The organism is Pseudomonas sp. FP198 (genome assembly GCF_030687895.1).
Lineage (GTDB): Bacteria > Pseudomonadota > Gammaproteobacteria > Pseudomonadales > Pseudomonadaceae > Aquipseudomonas.
Genome location: NZ_CP117452.1, coordinates 4,710,806 through 4,730,978, shown reverse-complemented (window position 1 = coordinate 4,730,978; position 20,173 = coordinate 4,710,806). Strand labels below are relative to the sequence as shown.

General features: G+C 63.0%; 16 protein-coding genes. 10 read left to right on the top strand and 6 right to left on the bottom strand.

All coding sequences use genetic code 11. The features are described from left to right. The first annotated feature begins 5 nt into the window (after positions 1-5). From murD to lpxC, 9 genes are all read left to right on the top strand, one after another. Entirely contained in the window at positions 6-1,352 is a 1,347-nt protein-coding gene (gene murD, locus PSH78_RS21505; RefSeq protein WP_305496641.1) for a UDP-N-acetylmuramoyl-L-alanine--D-glutamate ligase, read from the top strand. Beyond that, positions 1,349-2,566, top strand: coding sequence for a putative lipid II flippase FtsW (gene ftsW / locus PSH78_RS21500; RefSeq protein WP_370870999.1), 1,218 nt, complete (start codon positions 1,349-1,351; stop codon positions 2,564-2,566). Before murD ends, ftsW begins: the two co-directional genes overlap by 4 nt. After that, entirely contained in the window at positions 2,556-3,626 is a 1,071-nt protein-coding gene (gene murG, locus PSH78_RS21495) for an undecaprenyldiphospho-muramoylpentapeptide beta-N-acetylglucosaminyltransferase (protein WP_305496640.1), read from the top strand. Before ftsW ends, murG begins: the two co-directional genes overlap by 11 nt. Then, a complete protein-coding gene (gene murC / locus PSH78_RS21490; RefSeq protein ID WP_305496639.1) occupies positions 3,619-5,079 on the top strand; it encodes a UDP-N-acetylmuramate--L-alanine ligase in 1,461 nt (486 codons plus the stop codon). Before murG ends, murC begins: the two co-directional genes overlap by 8 nt. Beyond that, positions 5,076-6,041: a D-alanine--D-alanine ligase gene (locus PSH78_RS21485; RefSeq protein ID WP_305496638.1), complete on the top strand. Its 966-nt coding sequence runs from the start codon at positions 5,076-5,078 to the stop codon at positions 6,039-6,041. The genes murC and PSH78_RS21485 overlap by 4 nt, the downstream gene beginning before the upstream one ends. Positions 6,042-6,044: 3 nt before the next feature. Beyond that, on the top strand, positions 6,045-6,911 hold the full coding sequence (locus tag PSH78_RS21480) for a cell division protein FtsQ/DivIB (protein WP_305496636.1): 867 nt from the start codon (positions 6,045-6,047) through the stop codon (positions 6,909-6,911). A 15-nt stretch (positions 6,912-6,926) separates the two neighbouring features. Then, complete coding sequence (ftsA, locus tag PSH78_RS21475; RefSeq protein ID WP_058542749.1) at positions 6,927-8,186, top strand: cell division protein FtsA; 1,260 nt, start codon at positions 6,927-6,929, stop codon at positions 8,184-8,186. 97 nt (positions 8,187-8,283) lie between these two features. Continuing rightward, a complete protein-coding gene (gene ftsZ, locus PSH78_RS21470) occupies positions 8,284-9,477 on the top strand; it encodes a cell division protein FtsZ (RefSeq protein WP_305496634.1) in 1,194 nt (397 codons plus the stop codon). Between the two features lie 112 nt (positions 9,478-9,589). Beyond that, positions 9,590-10,501, top strand: a complete 912-nt coding sequence (gene lpxC, locus PSH78_RS21465; RefSeq protein WP_030139673.1) for a UDP-3-O-acyl-N-acetylglucosamine deacetylase — start codon at positions 9,590-9,592, stop codon at positions 10,499-10,501. A gap of 144 nt (positions 10,502-10,645) precedes the next feature. On the opposite strand, the gene PSH78_RS21460 is transcribed toward lpxC, so the two are convergent. The 6 genes from PSH78_RS21460 to bla form a co-directional block, all read right to left on the bottom strand. After that, the gene (locus PSH78_RS21460; protein WP_305501349.1) at positions 10,646-12,130 is read right to left on the bottom strand and encodes a sensor domain-containing diguanylate cyclase; all 1,485 of its coding nucleotides are present in this window, start codon (positions 12,128-12,130) and stop codon (positions 10,646-10,648) included. 258 nt (positions 12,131-12,388) lie between these two features. Further along, positions 12,389-13,768, bottom strand: coding sequence for a heavy metal sensor histidine kinase (locus PSH78_RS21455; protein WP_305496632.1), 1,380 nt, complete (start codon positions 13,766-13,768; stop codon positions 12,389-12,391). Continuing rightward, on the bottom strand, positions 13,743-14,417 hold the full coding sequence (locus PSH78_RS21450) for a heavy metal response regulator transcription factor (RefSeq protein ID WP_305496630.1): 675 nt from the start codon (positions 14,415-14,417) through the stop codon (positions 13,743-13,745). Before PSH78_RS21450 ends, PSH78_RS21455 begins: the two co-directional genes overlap by 26 nt. Positions 14,418-14,426: 9 nt before the next feature. Then, positions 14,427-17,540 (bottom strand): multidrug efflux RND transporter permease subunit, encoded by a 3,114-nt coding sequence (locus PSH78_RS21445; RefSeq protein ID WP_305496629.1) that lies wholly within the window; start codon positions 17,538-17,540, stop codon positions 14,427-14,429. Next, complete coding sequence (locus PSH78_RS21440) at positions 17,537-18,694, bottom strand: efflux RND transporter periplasmic adaptor subunit (protein WP_305496626.1); 1,158 nt, start codon at positions 18,692-18,694, stop codon at positions 17,537-17,539. The genes PSH78_RS21445 and PSH78_RS21440 overlap by 4 nt, the downstream gene beginning before the upstream one ends. A gap of 137 nt (positions 18,695-18,831) precedes the next feature. Beyond that, a complete protein-coding gene (gene bla, locus PSH78_RS21435; RefSeq protein WP_305496624.1) occupies positions 18,832-19,698 on the bottom strand; it encodes a subclass B3 metallo-beta-lactamase in 867 nt (288 codons plus the stop codon). A 217-nt stretch (positions 19,699-19,915) separates the two neighbouring features. Here bla and PSH78_RS21430 point away from each other — a divergent pair, with 217 nt between their 5' ends. Beyond that, positions 19,916-20,173, top strand: coding sequence for a hypothetical protein (locus PSH78_RS21430; RefSeq protein ID WP_305496622.1), 258 nt, complete (start codon positions 19,916-19,918; stop codon positions 20,171-20,173).

Here is a 20,173-nt window from a genome sequence, read left to right as displayed (position 1 = left end):
AACGAGTGTCCCTGATCGCTTCTGACCACTTCCGCATCGTTGTCGGCCTCGGCAAGAGCGGCATGTCCCTGGTTCGCTTCCTGGCGAACCGGGGCGTGTCGTTTGCCGTCGCCGATACGCGGGAAAATCCACCTGAGCTGGCCACGCTGCGTCGTGACTATCCACAGGTGGATGTGCGTTGTGGCGAGCTGGACGTCGAGTTCCTGTGCCGCGCCGACGAGCTCTACGTGAGCCCCGGCCTGGCCCTGGCGACCCCGGCCCTGCAGGCTGCCGCCGCCCGTGGCGTGAAATTGTCCGGCGATATCGAGCTGTTCGCGCGCAACGCCAAGGCACCGATTATCGCCATCAGCGGTTCCAATGCGAAAAGCACCGTCACCACGCTGGTCGGTGAAATGGCTGCGGCGGCCGGCAAGCGTGTCGCCGTGGGTGGCAACCTCGGTACCCCGGCGCTGGATCTGCTCAGCGACGAGGTCGAGCTGTACGTCATGGAACTGTCGAGCTTCCAGCTCGAGACCACCGATCACCTTGGCGCTGAAGTGGCCACCGTGCTCAACATCAGCGAAGACCACATGGACCGCTACAGCGGCCTGCCGGCCTACCACTTGGCCAAGCACCGGATTTTCCGTGGCGCCCGGCAAGTGGTGTTCAACCGCCAGGACGCCTTGACCCGTCCGCTGATGAGCGAAGGGCTGCCGTGCTGGACTTTCGGTCTCGGCGCTCCGGATTTCAAAGGCTTCGGTTTGCGCGAAGAGAACGGCGAGAAGTATCTGGCCTTCGAATTCCAGAACCTGATGCCGGTGCGCGAACTGAAGATTCGCGGCGCCCATAACCAGGCCAATGCCTTGGCCGCGCTGGCCCTCGGGCATGCCGTCGGGCTGCCGTTCGACGCCATGCTCTCGGCGCTGCGCAGCTTTGCCGGGCTCGAACACCGCTGCCAGTGGGTGCGCGACCTGGATGGCGTGGCCTGGTACAACGATTCCAAGGCCACCAATGTTGGCGCTGCCCTGGCTGCCATCGAAGGCCTCGGCGCGGACATCCAGGGCAAGCTCGTGCTGATCGCCGGTGGCGACGGCAAGGGTGCCGATTTCAAAGACCTGCGCGATCCAGTGGCGGCCAACTGCCGAGCCGTGGTGCTGATGGGCCGCGATCGCGAACTGATCGCCCAGGCCCTCGGCGATGCCGTGCCGCAGGTTCGCGTCGCCTCGCTGGACGAAGCCGTGCAGCAATCCCGTGCCCTCGCGCAACCGGGCGATGCCGTGCTGTTGTCGCCGGCCTGCGCCAGTTTCGACATGTTCAAGAACTACGAAGAGCGCGGGCAACTGTTCGCCCGGGCTGCGGAGGACTTGGCATGAGCCTGATGAACATCATCAAGCCGTACCCGTCGCCGCTGATTACCGGTCGTGGTATCGACCTGGACTTTCCGATGCTCGCCGGCTGCCTGGCGCTGCTCGGCCTGGGCCTGGTGATGATCACCTCCGCCTCGTCGGAAGTGGCCGCCGTGCAATCGGGCAACACGCTTTACCACATGATCCGCCACCTGATTTACCTGGTGATCGGCCTGGGCGCGTGCATTGTCACCATGATGGTGCCGATCGCCACCTGGCAACGCCTGGGTTGGCTGATGCTGCTCGGTGCCTTCGGCCTGCTGGTGATGGTGCTGGTGCCGGGTATCGGCCGCGAGGTCAACGGCTCCATGCGCTGGATCGGCTTCAGCTTCTTCAACGTGCAGCCTTCGGAAATCGCCAAGGTCTTTGTGGTGATCTACCTCGCCGGGTACCTGGTGCGTCGCCAGAAAGAAGTGCGCGAGAGCTGGATGGGCTTCTTCAAACCGTTCATCGTGCTGCTGCCGATGGCCGGCCTGCTGCTGATGGAACCGGACTTCGGCGCGACGGTGGTGATGATGGGCGCGGCGGCGGCAATGCTGTTCCTCGGCGGTGTCGGGCTGTTCCGCTTCACCCTGATGGTTGCGCTGGCGTTCGCGGCAGTGACCGTCCTGGTGCAGGCCCAGCCGTACCGGATGGCGCGCCTGATCACCTTTACCGATCCGTGGGCCGACCAGTTCGGTTCCGGCTACCAGTTGACCCAGGCGCTGATCGCCTTCGGTCGCGGCGAGTGGCTGGGCGTGGGCCTGGGCAACAGTGTGCAAAAGCAGTTCTACCTGCCGGAAGCCCACACCGACTTCGTGTTCTCGGTTCTCGCCGAGGAGCTGGGGGTAGTGGGTTCCCTGTGCACCGTCGCGCTGTTCGTCTTCGTTTGTGTGCGCGGCATGTACATCGGCTTGTGGGCCGAGAAGGCCAAGCAGTTCTTTGCCGCCTACGTGGCGTACGGCCTGTCGTTCCTGTGGATCGGCCAGTTCCTGATCAACATCGGGGTGAACGTCGGTCTGCTGCCGACCAAGGGCCTGACGCTGCCGTTCCTCAGTTATGGCGGCAGCTCCCTGGTGATCTGCTGTGCCTGCCTCGGCTTGTTGCTGCGCATCGAGTGGGAAAGTCGAACCCACCTGGGCAGTGAAGAAATGGAATTCCATGAAAGCGACTTCGCCGAGGAGCCGACTCATGGGCGCTAACGTGCTGATCATGGCGGGCGGAACCGGCGGGCATGTATTCCCGGCGCTGGCCTGTGCCCGGGAGTTCCAGGCGCGCGGCTACACCGTGCACTGGCTCGGCACGCCGCGTGGCATCGAGAATGAACTGGTACCCGCCGCCGGCCTCGAGCTGCATCGGATCAACGCCAGTGGACTGCGGGGCAAAGGCAAGCTGTCGCTGCTCAAGGCGCCGCTGATGCTGCTCAAGTCGATCTGGCAGGCGCGGGCGGTCATCCGTCGGCTGCGGCCGGTGTGTGTCGTCGGCTTCGGCGGTTATGTGACCGGTCCTGGCGGCGTCGCGGCAAAATTGGCCGGTGTGCCGGTGATCGTTCACGAGCAGAACGCGGTCGCCGGTACCGCCAATCGGTTACTGGTGCCGTTGGCCGCCCGAGTGTGTGAAGCCTTCCCCGACACCTTTACCCTGTCGGGCAGCCGTCGCACCACCGGTAACCCGGTGCGCACGGAGCTGTTCCTCGATACACCGCGCCCGGCCCTGGCCGGACGCAAGGCGCGTTTGCTGATCCTGGGCGGAAGCCTGGGCGCGGAACCGTTGAACAAACTGCTGCCCGAAGCCTTGTCCCAGGTCGCCCCCGAACTGCGCCCTGAAGTGTTTCACCAGGCTGGCAAAAACCACGATGAAGTGACCGCCGAGCGCTATCGCGCCGCTGGCGTCGAGGCGCAAGTGCAGCCTTTCATCAAAGACATGGCCCAAGCCTATGGCTGGGCCGACCTGGTGGTCTGCCGCGCAGGCGCGCTGACCGTCAGTGAACTGGCTGCCGCCGGTCTGCCCTCGATGCTGGTGCCTTTGCCCCACGCCATCGACGATCACCAGACCCGCAACGCCGATTATTTGGCCCGCGAAGGCGCTGCCTTCCTGATGCCACAAAGAACGACTGGCGCCGCGGATCTAGCCGCGCGCCTGACAGAGGTCTTGATGCAGCCGCAAACACTTGAAGACATGGCCCGCGCCGCGCGCCGCCTGGCCAAACCCGATGCCACGGCCCAAGTGGTCGATACCTGCCTGGAGGTGGCCCATGGTTGAGAATCGCAAAGCCATGCCGCAGCCGGAAATGCGCCGCATCCGCCGCATCCACTTCGTCGGGATCGGCGGCGTGGGCATGTGCGGGATCGCCGAGGTGTTGCTGAACCTGGGTTACCAGGTCTCGGGTTCCGACCTGAAGGCTTCGCCGGTCACCGAGCGCCTGGAATCCTTCGGTGCACAGATTTTCATCGGCCACCGCGCCGAGAACGCCGCCAACGCCGATGTGCTGGTGGTCTCCAGCGCCGTGAACACCTCCAACCCGGAAGTCGCCACCGCCCTGGAACGTCGTATCCCCGTGGTGCCGCGCGCCGAGATGCTCGCCGAGCTGATGCGCTATCGCCACGGCATCGCCGTCGCCGGTACTCACGGCAAGACCACCACCACCAGCCTGATCGCCTCGGTGTTCGCTGCCGGTGGCCTGGACCCGACGTTCGTGATCGGTGGGCGCCTGAATGCCGCGGGCACCAACGCCCAACTGGGCACCAGCCGCTACCTGATCGCCGAAGCCGACGAGAGCGATGCAAGTTTCCTGCACTTGCAACCGCTGGTGGCCGTGGTGACCAACATCGACGCCGACCACATGGCGACCTACGACGGTGACTTCAACAAACTGAAGAAAACCTTCGTCGAGTTCCTGCACAACCTGCCGTTCTACGGTCTGGCGGTGGTGTGCCTGGACGATCCGGTGGTGCGCGAAATCCTGCCGCTGATCAAGCGTCCGACCGTGACCTACGGCTTTGGCGAAGACGCCGACGTGCGCGCGATCAACGTGCGCCAGCAGGGCATGCAGACATTCTTTACCGTGCTGCGTCCTGATCGCGAGCCGTTGGACGTGTCGGTGAACATGCCGGGCAACCACAACGTGCTCAACTCGCTGGCGACCATCTGCATCGCCACCGACGAAGGCGTCAGCGATGAAGCCATCGTCCAGGGCCTGTCCGGGTTCCAGGGCGTGGGTCGACGCTTCCAGGTCTATGGCGAGCTGCCGGTGGACGGCGGCAACGTGATGCTGGTGGACGATTACGGTCACCACCCGACCGAAGTCGCGGCGGTGATCAAGGCCGTGCGCGGTGGCTGGCCGGAGCGCCGGCTGGTGATGGTCTACCAGCCGCACCGCTACAGCCGCACCCGCGACCTGTACGACGATTTTGTCCAGGTGCTGGCCGACGCCAACGTGCTGCTGTTGATGGAAGTCTACCCGGCCGGCGAAGAGCCGATTCCGGGCGCCGACAGCCGTCAGCTGTGCCACAGCATCCGCCAGCGCGGCCAGTTGGACCCAATCTACATCGACCGCGGCGTGGACCTCGCGCCGCTGGTCAAGCCGCTGCTGCGCGCCGGCGACATCCTGCTCTGCCAGGGCGCCGGTGATATCGGTGGCCTGGCCCCGAAACTGTTGAAAAGTCCGTTATTCGCCGGAGCCACCGTGGCCTCCAGCGAGGGGAAACTGAAATGACTGCTGCCTACGCCAACCTGGTCTCGACCCTTGATCCGAAAGCCTTCGGCCGCGTGGCCGTGCTGTTCGGTGGCAAGAGCGCCGAGCGCGAGGTCTCCCTCAAGTCCGGCAACGCCGTGCTGCAAGCCCTGCAAAGCGCCGGCGTCGACGCATTCGGCATCGACGTGGGCGACGACTTCCTGCAGCGCCTGCTGAGCGAAAAGATCGACCGCGCTTTCATCATCCTTCATGGCCGTGGCGGCGAAGACGGCAGCATGCAGGGCTTGCTCGAATGCCTGGGCATTCCCTACACCGGCAGTGGCATCCTGGCGTCCGCCCTGGCGATGGACAAGTTGCGCACCAAACAGGTCTGGCACAGCCTCGGCATCCCGACGCCGCGTCACGCCGTGCTGGCGTCCGAGGCCGATTGTATTTCGGCGGCGACGGAACTGGGCTTCCCTTTGATCGTCAAACCGGCCCATGAAGGTTCAAGTATCGGCATGGCGAAAGTGAATTCGCTGCCTGAGTTGACCGCAGCCTGGAAGGACGCCAGTTCCTACGATTCGCAAGTATTGGTCGAGCAATGGATCACCGGTCCCGAGTTCACCATCGCCACCCTGCGTGACCAGGTGTTGCCCCCGATTGCGCTGGGCACGCCCCACACGTTCTACGACTACGACGCCAAGTACATCGCCAATGACACCCAGTACCGCATTCCCTGCGGACTGGACGCTGCCAAGGAAAAACAATTGATGGACCTCACGGCCAAGGCCTGTGAGGCGCTGGGTATCGCCGGTTGGGCGCGGGCGGACGTGATGCAGGACGCCGATGGGCAGTTCTGGTTCCTGGAAGTCAACACCGCGCCCGGCATGACCGACCACAGCCTGGTTCCGATGGCGGCTCGTGCTGCCGGCCTGGATTTCCAGCAACTGGTGCTGTCGATCCTGGCCGCCAGTGTCGGCAACCAAGAGTCCAGAGGTTAAGCCATGCAAGGTGCATCGCTTCGTCATCAGCCATCCGCACCCGGTCGCAAGCCGGTGCCGCGGGGTGCCAGCCGAATGGTGGCCAAAGAGCCGATGTCGGCGCGCTTGCCGAAAGCCAATTTCGGCTTTCTCAAGAGTTTGTTCTGGCCGGTGATGCTGGTGGTATTGGGGTTCGGCACGTATGAAGGCGCGCAACGGCTGCTGCCTTATGCCGATCGGCCGATCGCCCGGATCAACGTCCAGGGTGACCTGAGCTACATCAGCCAGCAGGCGGTGCAGCAGCGGATCGCTCCGTTCGTCGCGTCGAGCTTCTTCACCATCGACCTGGCGGGGATGCGCACCGAGCTGGAGCAGATGCCCTGGATCGCCCACGCCGAAGTGCGGCGGGTATGGCCGGACCAGGTGTCGATTCGTCTGGAAGAGCAGTTGCCGGTGGCCCGTTGGGGCGACGAGTCGCTGTTGAACAACCAGGGCCAGGCGTTTACGCCACGGGAGCTGGCCAATTATGAACATTTGCCACAACTGTTCGGTCCACAGCGGGCCCAGCAGCAAGTGATGCAGCAATACCAGGTGTTGAGTCAGATGTTGCGGCCAATGGGCTTCTCCATCGCGCGCCTGGAATTGCGTGAGCGCGGCAGCTGGTTCCTGACCACTGGCGCGGGCAGCTCGGGACCGGGCATCGAGCTGTTGCTCGGGCGCGGCAACCTGGTGGAAAAGATGCGCCGCTTCATTGCCATCTATGACAAGACGCTCAAAGAACAGATTACGAACATTGCGCGCATCGATCTGCGCTACGCCAACGGCCTCGCTGTTGGCTGGCGGGAACCTGTAGCGCCGACGACGGCCGAACCCGCCGTCGCGAAGAATTAAGAAGAGGCAGGACCCATGGCAAACGTGCAAAGCGGAAAAATGATCGTCGGTCTGGATATCGGCACTTCCAAGGTGGTAGCGCTGGTAGGCGAGGTCGCGGACGACGGCACGCTGGTCATCGTCGGGATCGGTACACACCCGTCCCGTGGCTTGAAGAAAGGCGTGGTGGTGAACATCGAGTCCACCGTGCAATCGATCCAGCGCGCCATCGAAGAAGCGCAGCTGATGGCCGGTTGCCGGATCCACTCGGCGTTCGTCGGTGTCGCGGGCAATCACATCCGCAGCCTGAACTCCCACGGCATCGTGGCGATTCGGGACCGTGAAGTCAGCTCCGCCGACCTTGAGCGCGTACTCGACGCGGCCCAGGCCGTGGCGATTCCGGCCGACCAGCGGGTGCTGCACACCCTGCCGCAGGATTACGTGATCGATAACCAGGAAGGCGTACGCGAGCCCCTGGGTATGTCCGGGGTACGCCTGGAAGCCAAGGTCCACGTGGTCACCTGCGCCGTGAACGCCGCGCAGAACATCGAGAAATGCGTACGCCGTTGCGGCCTGGAAATCGACGACATCATCCTCGAGCAACTGGCTTCGGCCTACTCGGTGCTGACCGACGACGAGAAAGAACTCGGCGTGTGCCTGGTCGACATCGGCGGCGGCACCACCGACATCGCGATCTTCACCGAAGGCGCCATCCGCCACACGGCAGTGATCCCGATTGCCGGCGACCAGGTGACCAACGACATCGCCATGGCGCTGCGCACCCCGACCCAGTACGCCGAGGAAATCAAGATCCGTTACGCCTGCGCCCTGGCCAAGCTGGCCGGTGCCGGTGAAACCATCAAGGTGCCGAGCGTCGGCGACCGGCCACCGCGCGAACTGTCGCGCCAGGCCCTGGCCGAAGTGGTCGAGCCGCGCTACGACGAACTGTTCACGCTGATCCAGGCCGAACTGCGCCGCAGCGGCTACGAAGACCTGATCCCGGCCGGCATCGTGCTGACCGGCGGTACGTCGAAGATGGAAGGCGCGGTCGAGCTGGCCGAAGAGATTTTCCACATGCCGGTGCGCCTGGGCGTGCCCCATGGCGTCAAGGGCCTGGATGACGTGGTGCGCAACCCGATCTATTCGACTGGCGTGGGCCTGTTGATGTACGGCCTGCAAAAGCAGTCCGACGGGATCTCGTTCTCGGGCATCGGCAGCCGTGACAGCTACAGCAGCGAAGAGCCCAAGGCACCGCTGTTCGAGCGGCTCCAGGCTTGGGTGAAGGGCAATTTCTAAACGATTTCAGATTCAGGCGTCGGGTTTCAGGCCCGGCGTTGCAAGACGGCAACAAACGCAGTAGGCGAAAAAACTAGAGAATGAAAGGAGAGGGAAAATGTTCGAACTCGTAGACAACATCCCCGCCAGCCCGGTTATCAAGGTAATCGGTGTCGGCGGTGGCGGCGGCAACGCTGTCAACCACATGGTCAAGAGCAACATCGAAGGCGTTGAGTTCATCTGCGCCAACACCGATGCTCAGGCGCTGAAAAACATCGGCGCGCGGACCATCCTCCAACTCGGTACCGGCGTGACCAAAGGCCTGGGTGCCGGCGCGAATCCCGAGGTTGGCCGTCAGGCTGCCCTGGAAGATCGCGAGCGCATCGCTGAAGTCCTGGCTGGCACCAACATGGTGTTCATCACCACTGGCATGGGCGGCGGTACCGGTACCGGTGCAGCGCCGATCATTGCCGAAGTGGCCAAGGAAATGGGCATCCTCACCGTTGCGGTGGTGACCCGTCCGTTCCCGTTCGAAGGCCGCAAGCGCATGCAGATCGCCGATGAAGGCATCCGCGCGCTGAGCGAAAGCGTCGATTCGTTGATCACCATCCCCAACGAGAAGCTGCTGACCATCCTCGGTAAGGACGCCAGCCTCCTGTCGGCTTTCGCCAAGGCCGATGACGTACTGGCCGGTGCCGTTCGCGGTATCTCCGACATCATCAAGCGTCCGGGCATGATCAACGTCGACTTTGCCGACGTACGCACCGTGATGTCCGAAATGGGCATGGCGATGATGGGCACCGGCTGCGCCAGCGGTCCGAACCGTGCACGCGAAGCCACCGAAGCGGCCATCCGCAACCCGCTGCTCGAAGATGTGAACCTGCAGGGCGCCCGCGGCATCCTGGTGAACATCACCGCCGGTCCGGACTTGTCCCTGGGCGAGTACTCCGACGTGGGTAGCATCATCGAGGCGTTCGCTTCCGACCACGCGATGGTCAAGGTCGGCACCGTGATCGATCCGGACATGCGTGACGAACTGCACGTGACCGTGGTTGCCACTGGCCTGGGCGCGAAAATCGAGAAACCGATGAAGGTGATCGACAACACCGTGCAGACCGCCATGGCTTCGCAGCCACAGCAGCAAGCTGCCGCTCGTCAGGAAGCTCCCGCGGTGAACTACCGTGACCTGGACCGTCCGACCGTCATGCGCAACCAGGCCCAGGCCGGTGCTGCGACTGCCGCGAAGATGAATCCGCAAGACGATCTGGATTACCTGGACATCCCGGCATTCCTGCGTCGTCAGGCCGATTGATGGAATGTATCAGGGGTATACGGGTGATTGGTGTTCAGCAAAGGTCTGGTCTGCTATCATCGCCAGCCTTTGTTGATACCAGTTCGCAATTTGCGCTGAAGCGGCCCATGCCATGATTAAACAACGCACCCTGAAGAATATTATCCGTGCCACAGGTGTCGGCCTGCACTCCGGCGAGAAGGTCTATCTGACCCTCAAGCCCGCGCCTGTCGACACCGGCATTGTGTTTTGTCGTGCCGACCTCGACCCTGTGGTGCAGATTCCTGCTCGCGCGGAAAACGTTGGTGAAACCACTATGTCGACCACGCTGGTCAACGGTGACACCAAAGTGGACACGGTGGAGCATTTGCTCTCGGCCATGGCTGGCCTGGGCATCGATAACGCCTACGTCGAGCTCTCCGCGTCCGAAGTCCCGATCATGGATGGCAGCGCCGGACCTTTCGTATTCCTGATTCAATCGGCTGGCCTGGAAGAGCAGGACGCGGCCAAGAAGTTCATCCGCATCCTGCGGGAAGTGACAGTGGAAGACGGCGACAAGCGCGCCACTTTTGTCCCTTTCGAAGGTTTCAAGGTGAGCTTCGAGATCGATTTCGATCACCCGGTTTTCCGTGACCGCACCCAGAGTGCAAGCGTGGATTTTTCCAGCACTTCGTTCGTCAAAGAAGTCAGCCGCGCCCGTACCTTTGGTTTCATGAGTGATATCGAGTACCTGCGCAAGCACAACCTCGCACTCGGTGGCAGTGTGGAAAACGCGATCGTGGTCGATTCCGATGGCGTGTTGAACGAAGACGGCCTTCGTTATGAAGACGAATTCGTCAAACACAAGATCCTCGATGCAATCGGCGACCTCTACCTGCTGGGCAACAGCCTGATTGGTGAGTTCAAGGGCTTCAAGTCCGGCCACGCACTGAACAACCAGCTGCTGCGCAAGTTGATTGAGCAGAAAGATGCTTGGGAAGTCGTGACGTTCGAAGACGCCAGCACCGCACCAATCTCTTACATGCGCCCTGTAGCGGCCGTGTAAGCAAAAAACCTCTCTAGTTTTTTAAGGGCTGCCTTCGGGTGGCCTTTTTTTATGGCGGGTGTTTGGGATGTGGCGAGAGCTTTTGTGGAGAGGGGATTTATCCCCGCTCCACAGAGAACTCCATGTCACAAGTTTACGGCTGCCTTACATCGCGCAAACCACCCGATTACGTCCACTGGCCTTGGCCTGGTAAAGCGCCTTGTCAGCGGCGAGCAACAATTGATCGAGTTCGTCATAGGGCCCTTGGGCCCAGGTGGCGATGCCGATGCTGACGGTCATGGTCAATTCGCCGGGCAGCTGCTCAACGGCTTCGCGAATGTTTTGCGCCATGGTGAACGCTCCTGCGGTCGTCGTCTCCGGCAGCACCACCGAGAACTCCTCGCCGCCATAACGCGCCGCCAGGTCGGCCGGTCGGCGCACGTACTCGCCGATCAGTTGCGCCAGGGTCCGTAACGCCTCGTCACCGCGTTGGTGGCCCAGGCGATCATTGAGCGCCTTGAAGTGGTCGGCATCGATCATCAGGATCGATAACGGTTGACCGGAGCGCTGGGCGCGCAGCCACTCCAGTTGCAGCGTCTGGTCCAGCGTCCGCCGGTTGGCCAGGCCTGTCAGCGGGTCGACGGATGCCAGCAGGGCCAGTTCCCGTTCAGCGGTGTGCCGGCGTCTCAATTCCCGACGCAGCAGCCAGGTGAGCCAGAGCAAGCTGAAGCACAGCGCGCCCGTGGCGCCACTGACCAGCACCGCCGTGCGTTGCCATGACGCGAAAACCTCTTGGGAAGAGAGCGCGACCACGACGATCAGCGGCAGATTACCTACCTGGGAAAAGGTGTACAGCCGCTGCTTCTGATCCACGCTGGACACGCTGGTGAAACTGCCATCGCCTTCGCGCAGGATCCGCACGAAGTTCGGTCGGCTGCTGAAATCCTTGCCGACCATGTCCTCGGCCAGAGGCGGCTCCTGAGCCAACAGGATCCCGTCGCGGCTGACCAGGTTCACCGTGCCGCCATGGCCGATGTTCAAGCTCTTGAAGAGCTGGCTGAAGTAGCCCAGGCGCATCGCGGCCTCGGCCACGCCCATGAACTCGCCGCGGTCATCGTTCAAGCGGTAGCTGAAGCTGATACGCCAATCGTGCGGACTGCTCCGGGCCCGGAACGGGCGGCTGATCTTCATGCCCGGGCCCGAATCCTGCAGATGGGACTGGAAATATTCCCGATCGGCGTAATTGCCCTTGCGCGGTTCGACTGAAGCGGAATCGGCGACCACGTCGCCGCGCTTGTCGAGCAGCAATATGTCGCCTTTATAAGGGGCTGCGGTGGCGCGGTCGAACAGGGCGAGCTGACGGATCGTTGGCGAAACGTCCTTTAGATCCTGGCGTTTCGCTGCGGCAATCAGGCCTTGCAGCGAAAGATCGTAGAGTTCGACGTTGCGCAGCACGTCGGCATCGATCAACTGCACAATGTTGCTCGCCGCGCGTGTCGCTGCCTGCTGCGCGCTGGCGTGTTCACGGATCAGCAGGAACGTCACGATACCTACGATGGCAATGACAACCAGCGAGCTGGCCAAAACGAGGACCCGTTCCGAACGTATCGAAAGCGGGATGTTGCCGGGTGTTGCACTGCTCGCGCTCATGATTCCGATCTGCATTGTCATGTGGCTGGGATCCTTCCCATAGGCTGCTCATCTTTAACAGCGGATGACTGGCATCAGACAATGCTGGCCTTTTGCAAGATTGTGCTTGTGACACTGAAATTGAGCAATCCACATCGTGGCTTATTGCAAGGAAATCGAGGTTGAATGGACGGCCGCCTTCGCGAGCAGGCTCGCTCCCACAGTGTTGTCCTTGGGTGGGCGTATGCCAGAGGAATTTTGTCGGGGCGGGCTTGCTCCTCAGGCCGGCAAGCGGATCCCGAAGGTGTTGGCGCCACGGTCGCTGCGCACGAATACATCGCCGCCGTGCATCAGCGCAATCGCCTTGACGATGGCCAGGCCCAGGCCGTGGTTGGCGCCGCTGTTGCTGCGGGAGACGTCGACCCGGTAGAAGCGCTCGAACAGGCGCGGCAGGTGTTCGCCGGCGATAGGCTCGCCGGGATTGGTGACGCCGAGGATGACCTGGTCGCCGGAGGCTTCGATGTCCACGTCGATCACCTGGCCGGGCGCGGTGTGCTGGACGGCGTTGCTCAGCAGATTGATCAAGGCCCGGCGCAGGTGGGCGATCTCGATACTGGCCTGGGCGTCGCCGCTGACGCGAACCTGGACCTGGGCGTCTTCCAGGATGAAGTCCAGGTAATCGAGGGTGGTCGCTACCTCATCGGCCAGGGAGGTCGTGGTCAGCTTGGTGGCCTTGCTGCCCTGGTCGGCGCTGGCCAGGAACAGCATGTCGTTGATGATCGAGCGCAGTCGCTCCAGCTCTTCCAGGTTCGATTGCAGCACTTCGAAGTAATGCTCTGCCGAGCGCCCACGGGTCAACGCCACCTGGGTCTGGCCGATCAGGTTGGTCAGCGGCGAGCGCAGTTCATGGGCAACGTCGGCGTTGAATGACTCCAGCCTTGAATACGCCTGCTCGACGCGGTCCAGGGTTGCGTTGAAGGAACTGACGAACTGGTTGAGTTCCGGTGGCAGCGGCGACAGTTTCAAGCGCCCGGTGAGCCGGGGCGGGGCCAGGCGCCGGGCTTCATCCGACAACTTGATGAGTGGCTTGAGACCGATGCGCGCCACCCAGTAGCCCAGCAACGAGGCCAGCAGCACACCGACGATCGCCAGGCTCACCAGCGCGACCAGCAAACGATGCTGAGTCTGGTAGAAGGTCTCGGTGTCGATACCGATCATGAACCGTAGCGGCGGTCGCTGGTCCTTGGCCGGGAACTGGCTCACCAGCACTTTCATCGGGTAATGCTGCGTCGCCAGCTTCAGGTCACGCTTGCCCAATGGACCTGCGGCGAAGGCACGGATCTGTGCATCGGGGTTACCGTATTCAAAGCGCGGGTCATCGCTGACGATCCAGAAGTGGATGCGTTTATCCTCTTCGCCGAGCAAGCGCAGCTTGTTGTTGATCTTGACCCAGTGCTCCGGCGTGCCATAGCGGCCGACGGTAGACTCCAGCACGCTGTAGCGGGCATCGAGCTCCGCCTCCGGCAACAGGCCGAGGCCTTTTCCGACCTGCTGGTACAAGCCGCCGCCAATCAACAGGAACACCAGCGCCGCCACCAGCGTGAACATGCCGCTCAGGCGCAGGGCGATGCTGTTACTCACCGCGATTCTCCAACACATAACCCATCCCTCGGATGGTGTGCAGCAGTTTGTGCTCGAAGGGCCCGTCGAGCTTGGCCCGCAGGCGTTTGATCGCCACTTCGACGACGTTGGCGTCGCTGTCGAAATTGATGTCCCAGACCATTTCGGCAATCGCGGTTTTCGAAAGGATCTCGCCTTGGCGGCGAGCCAGCACGCTGAGCAATGAAAACTCCTTGGCGGTCAGGTCCAGGCGCTGCCCGGCGCGACTGGCCTTGCGGCTGATCAGGTCGATCCACAGGTCGGCGATGCTCACCTGCACCGGTTCATGGCCGCTGCTGCGGCGAGTCAGCGCTTGCAGGCGGGCCACCAGCTCCAGGAAGGAGAACGGCTTGCCCAGATAATCGTCGGCACCATCGCGAAGACCCTTGATGCGATCTTCGACCCGTTCGCGGGCGGTGAGCATGATGACCGGCGTCTGCTTGCGGGCGCGCAGGGCCCGCAGCACGCCAAAGCCGTCGAGGCCCGGCAGCATGACGTCGAGCACGATCACCGCGTAATCGCTTTCCAGGGCCAGGTGCAGCCCTTCGACGCCATCCCCTGCCACATCCACGATGTAACCCTGTTCGGTCAGGCCGCGGTGCAGGTAGTCGGCGGTTTTTTCTTCGTCTTCGATGATCAGAACGCGCATGGCCCGGCCTCAGTCTGCATTTGCCAGCGCCGCCGTCGGCGCAGAACCGGGTCGAGGCGCGGGCCGATGGAACAATCGCTCCAGCCACAAGTATATGACCGGCGTGGTGAACAAGGTCAGTGCCTGGCTCACCAGCAGGCCACCGACCACCGCGATGCCCAGTGGCTGGCGCAATTCGGCTCCGGGGCCGTAGCCGAGCATCAGCGGCAGGGCGCCGAGCAGGGCGGCCAGGGTCGTCATCATGATCGGACGGAACCTCGTCAGGCAGGCCTGGAAGATCGCCTCCTGCGGCGTCATCCCACCGTTGCGCTGGGCATCGAGGGCGAAGTCGATCATCAGGATGCCGTTCTTCTTGACGATGCCGATCAGCAGCACCAGGCCGATCAGCGCCATGATCGAGAAATCCTGGCCCAACAGCCAGAGCATGATCAACGCGCCGAGGCCGGCCGAGGGCAACGTGGAAATGATCGTCAACGGATGGACGAAACTCTCGTAGAGCACGCCGAGGATGATGTACACCGCCACCAACGCGGCGAGGATCAGCCACGGCTGGCTTTTCAGCGAACTCTGGAACGCCTGGGCCGCGCCCTGGAAGCTGCCGGTGATGGCGGCGGGCATGCCGATCTCGTTCTTGGCCTGGTCGAGCAGGCGCACCGCATCCCCCAGCGCCACGCCCGGCGGAAGGTTGAACGACAGGTTGGCGGCCGGGAACATGCCGTCGTGGGCAATCGACAGCGGGCCGTTGGTTGGTGCGTCGAAGCGGGCGAGGGCGGAGAGCGGGACCATTTCCCCGCTCAGCGGCGAGCGCAGATAGAAATACGCCAGGCTTTCGGCCTTGCCGCGTTGCTGGGTGTCGAGTTCCAGGATGACGTTGTACTGGTTGGTCTCGGTCTGGAATTCATTGATCTGCCGCTGGCCGAAAGCGTCGTAGAGCGCCTGGTCGACATCGCTGGCGGTGAGGCCGAAACGTGCCGCCGCGCTGCGGTCGATGTTGATGTGGGTGATGCTGCCGCCCAGTTGCAAGTCGTTGGAAATGTCGCGAAATGCCGGAATGCTGCGCAGCTTGTCGGTGAGTTTCTGCGTCCAGGCGTTGAGGGTCGGCCCGTCATTGCTCTTGAGCACGTATTGATACTGGGCGCGGCTCGGGCCGGAGCTGAGGTTGATGTCCTGCCCGGCCCGCAGGTACAGCACAACGCCGGGAATCTTCAGCAACTTGGGACGGATCCGGTCGATGAAGCCGCTGGCCGATACATCGCGTTCGCCCCGAGGCTTGAGGGCGATCCAGAAGCGGCCGTTGGCGATGGTCTGGTTGTTGCCCGAGACGCCGACGGAGTGCGAGAAGGTCTGCACTGCCGGGTCGGCGGCGACGATTTCGGCCAGGGCCTTGTGCTTGGCCACCATGTCCGGGAACGAGATGTCGGCGGCCGCTTCGCTGGTGCCCAGCACCAGGCCGGTGTCCTGGACCGGAAAGAAGCCCTTGGGGATGAACACGTAGCCCACCACCGCGAGGGCGAGGGTCAGGCCGAACACGCCGATCATCAGTTTCTGATGGGCCAGGGCCCGGCGCAGGCCGCGTTCGTACCAGCCGAGCAGGCGCTCGCCGAAACCCGGCCTGGCATGCGCGTGGTGCTTCGGGGCGCGCATGAACAAGGCGGCCAGGGTCGGCGCCAGGGTCAGGGACACCACGACGGAAATCAGGATGGTCGAAGTGGCGGTCAGGGCAAATTCCTTGAACAGCCGCCCGACCACACCGCCCATGAACAGCAGCGGAATGAACGCCGCCACCAGCGAGAAACTGATGGACACCACCGTGAAGCCGATTTCCCCGGCGCCCTTGATCGCCGCCTCGCGCATGCCATCGCCGGCTTCCAGGTGCCGGTGGATGTTCTCCACCACCACGATCGCGTCGTCCACCACGAACCCCACCGAGATGACGATCGCCACCAGGGTCAGGTTGTTGAGGCTGAAACCCATCACATACATCAGGGCGAAACTGGCGGTCAGCGACACCCCGAGCACGGCCGAGACAATCAGCGTCGCCGAGAGCTGGCGCAGGAACAGCGCCATCACCGCCACCACCAGCAGCACCGCGATCAGCAGGGTGATTTCCACTTCATGCAGCGAAGCGCGAATGGTCTGGGTGCGATCGATCATCACCTTGACCTGTATGGCGGCCGGCAGCATGGCTTCCAGGGTTGGCAGCGCCGCCTGGATGCGGTCGACCGTCTCGACGATGTTCGCCCCCGGCTGGCGGAAGATCACCAGGTTGACGCCGGGCTGATCGTCGGACCAGGCCTGCACGTAGGCGTTTTCCGAACCGTTGACGACTTTGGCGATGTCCTTGAGGTGGACCGGTGCGCCGTCCCGGTAGGCAACGATCAGCTCGCCGTATTCCTCCGGCTTGAACAACTGGTCGTTGGTGGACAAGGTGGAAATGCTCGACTCGCCATAGAGCGCGCCCTTGGCCAGGTTGAGGCTGGCCTGCTGCAGGGACTGGCGGATATCGGCGAGGGTCAGGCCGATGGCGGCAAGCCGGTCGGCCGAGGCCTGGACCCGGATCGCCGGCCGCTGCTGGCCGGTGATATAGATCTGTCCGACGCCGTCGATCTGGCTGATCTGGCGGGCGAGCAGCGTCTCGACGTAATCACTCAGTTCGGTGCCTGGCATCAGGTCGGAGCTGATGCTGAGGATCAGCACCGGGCTGTCGGCCGGGTTGACCTTGCGCCAGGTCGGCAGGTTCGGCATGTCATTGGGCAGCTTGCCGGCGGCGGTGTTGATCGCCGCCTGCACTTCCTGGGCGGCGGTGTCGATGCTCTTGTCGAGACTGAATTGCAGGGTCAGGTTGGTCGAGCCCAACGCACTGCTTGAGGTCATCTGGGTAATGCCGGGAATCGCGCTGAACTGCACCTCCAGCGGGGTCGCCACGGACGATGCCATGGTTTCGGGACTGGCGCCGGGCAGTTGGGCGTTGACCTGGATGGTCGGGAATTCCGCCTCGGGCAGAGGCGCGACGGGCAGGCGGGGAAAGGCGATCAACCCCAGCAACACCAGGGCGAACGTCAGCAGCACCGTGGCGATGGGGTGGTCGATGCACCACGCCGATATCGAGCCGCGGCCCTTCATGGCTGCGTCTGCCCGGTCTTGGCGAGGGCGGGCGGATCGCTGAGCACCTGGACACTGGCGCCGGGCTTGAGCCGTGACTGGCCGTCACTCACCAGCTGATCGCCGGCGTTCACGCCTTTGATGATGTGCCTGTCGCTGTCCTGGTAAACCATCTGCACCGGCACGCTTTCGACCTTGTCGCCCTTGACCCGATAGACGAAATGTTGCTCCAGCCCGCGTTGGACCACGGTGGGTGGTACCACCAGGGCGCCCTTGTCGATGGCGGTCTGGATTTTCAGCGTCACCAGTTGCCCCGGCCACAGCCGTTGCGCGGCGTTATTGAATTCGGCCTTGGCCCGCAGGGTTCCGGTGTTGGTGTTGATCTGGTTGTCGATGAGGCTGAGCCGTCCCTCGCCGAGCAATTCCCCGGTCACGCCGTCAGCCCCGATGTAGGCCTTGACCAAGGCCTGGTCCGGGGCGGCGATCAATCGCTGCAGGGTCGGCAGCATTTGCTGGGGCAAGGAGAACTCCACGGCGATCGGGTCGATCTGGGTCACCGTGAACAGGCCCTCGGTGTCGCTGGTGCGCAGGAAGTTGCCTTCATCCACGTTGCGAATGCCGACGCGACCGCTCACCGGCGAGCGGATCTGCGTGTAGGACAGCTGCACCTGCGCCGAATCGATGGCCGCCTGGTTACCCTGGGCAGTGGCCTTGAGCTGGTTGACCAGCGCCTGTTGCTGGTCGTAGGTCTGCTTCGATACGCCGTCATCGACGCTCAGCAGCTTGTAGCGCTTGAGGTTGACCTGGGCCACGGCCAGTTGCGCCTGGCTCTCGCTGAGCTGGGCGCGGGCCTGGTCGAGGCTGGCGCGGATCGAGCGATCATCGATGGTCGCCAGCAGGTCCCCCTTCTTGACCAGTTGCCCTTCCTTGACCAACAGCCTGGTGAGGATGCCGTCGATCTGCGGACGGATCACCACGCTGTGCAGCGACAATACCGTGCCGATGCCACTGGCGAAGCGCGGCACATCCTGCTCTATCACATTGACCACACGCACCGGAGTGGCAGTAGGCGACACGACCCGCGTGGCGGCGGGTTTCAGCGCGTACCAGAGGCCTAGGGCCGCCAGGAAAATCAAGCACAGGGCGAGCAAGGCGGTTTTCTTTTTTATTTGCATCCGGAGGGCGCCAGGGCAATGTGATTGGATTGGAGCGTGCAATTGCGTGAGCCTACGTTATAGCGCTGTCACTCGGTCAGGAAAGTGACTTCCAGCTGACACGGGTGACAGTTTGGAGCTTTTTGGATGTGGGCTGGTTATGAAGTTGCTGATTGTTCTGCCAGGTTCTGCTCAAACTTTCGCTCGGCGTCATCCGCATAGTCGGCACAGCTCATGGGCTTTGGGTGGGGGGCCGCTGCATTTCCATAGTCCCAGCCACTACCTTCTGCATGAGGCGTGAGGAGCAGGTCGCAGGGTAAGGCGCGAACCCGGGCAAAGCTGCTGCGGAACGCCTCCACCAGTTTCGGATAACGCGGGTTTTGGGCGAGTTTGTAGCCTGGAGCGCTCAGGCTGTCCACATATGCCATGCGAAGCGGTTTGCCGTCACGGGTATCGGACCAGGTCCAACTCATGCTGCCGGGCGTATGCCCAGGAGTGAAGTGCACCGTGAAAATCATCGCGCCGAGTTCGATTGTTTCGCCATCCTGAACCAGTCGATCAGCATGAGCAGGGCGGTAATTCATACGGTCGCCGAAGTGCAAGTCGCCCGCGCCGCCACGTTGCAATAGCGCGGCCGATTCGGCATTGCTCACCAGGGTGGCCCCGGTAGCTTCTCGAATGGCAGCCAATGGTCCGGCGTGATCGATATGGGCATGGCTGTGGAAAATGTAGCGAACATCGCTCGGGTTCATCCCCAATCGGCGGATGTTATCCAGCGTCAAAGTCGATTGCTGCGGCATGCCTCCGTCGATGAGCACCAGACCGTCCGGTGTCCTTACCAATAGGGATGTGAGGCTGGCGGTGCCGATCTGCCAGACGTTATCACTGATGCGCAGTGGCGCTATGGGTGTCAACCATGCCGGTGGCGCTTCATATGCTTTCAGCTGAGTCAGGGGAGCACCGAGAGACAGGCTGGTGAACGCTGACAGGAAGAGTCCGGCAGTGACGCGGCAAAGTGAGCGCATGCGATTGATCCTTGGCGGATGATTGGAGGGGGCTGATTCTACCAACGCGACCGTGTAGGACGTTTCCGGGAATGGTATGAGCAGTCAGCGCTGCTCCTTGGGTAGCAATAAACATGCGGGGTCTGCCTTTGGTGTGACGATCACGACAGCGGAGCGGGTTATACTGCCGGCTTTCGCGGCTCACTTACCGAGCCCGGCCTACCGCCCGGAGCCTTACATGATTTCCCCGATACCATCGCCTGCGGACGAGCTCCCGAACGGCGAGCCGTCCGGCCAGACCGACAGCGATGTTTCCAGCGCCGCCGACGACAAGGCGCCGATTCCAGCCTTCAAGTTCCCGTTCAAACCAGGCGAACTGGCGGCGGTCAAAGGTGCCGGCCAGCAACCGTGGTACAAGAATGGCGCGAAGAATGGCCATACCAAGACCCCCGGCGCCGCGCCTCCCGGCACGCGCCGTTCGATGGGCAAACGCTGA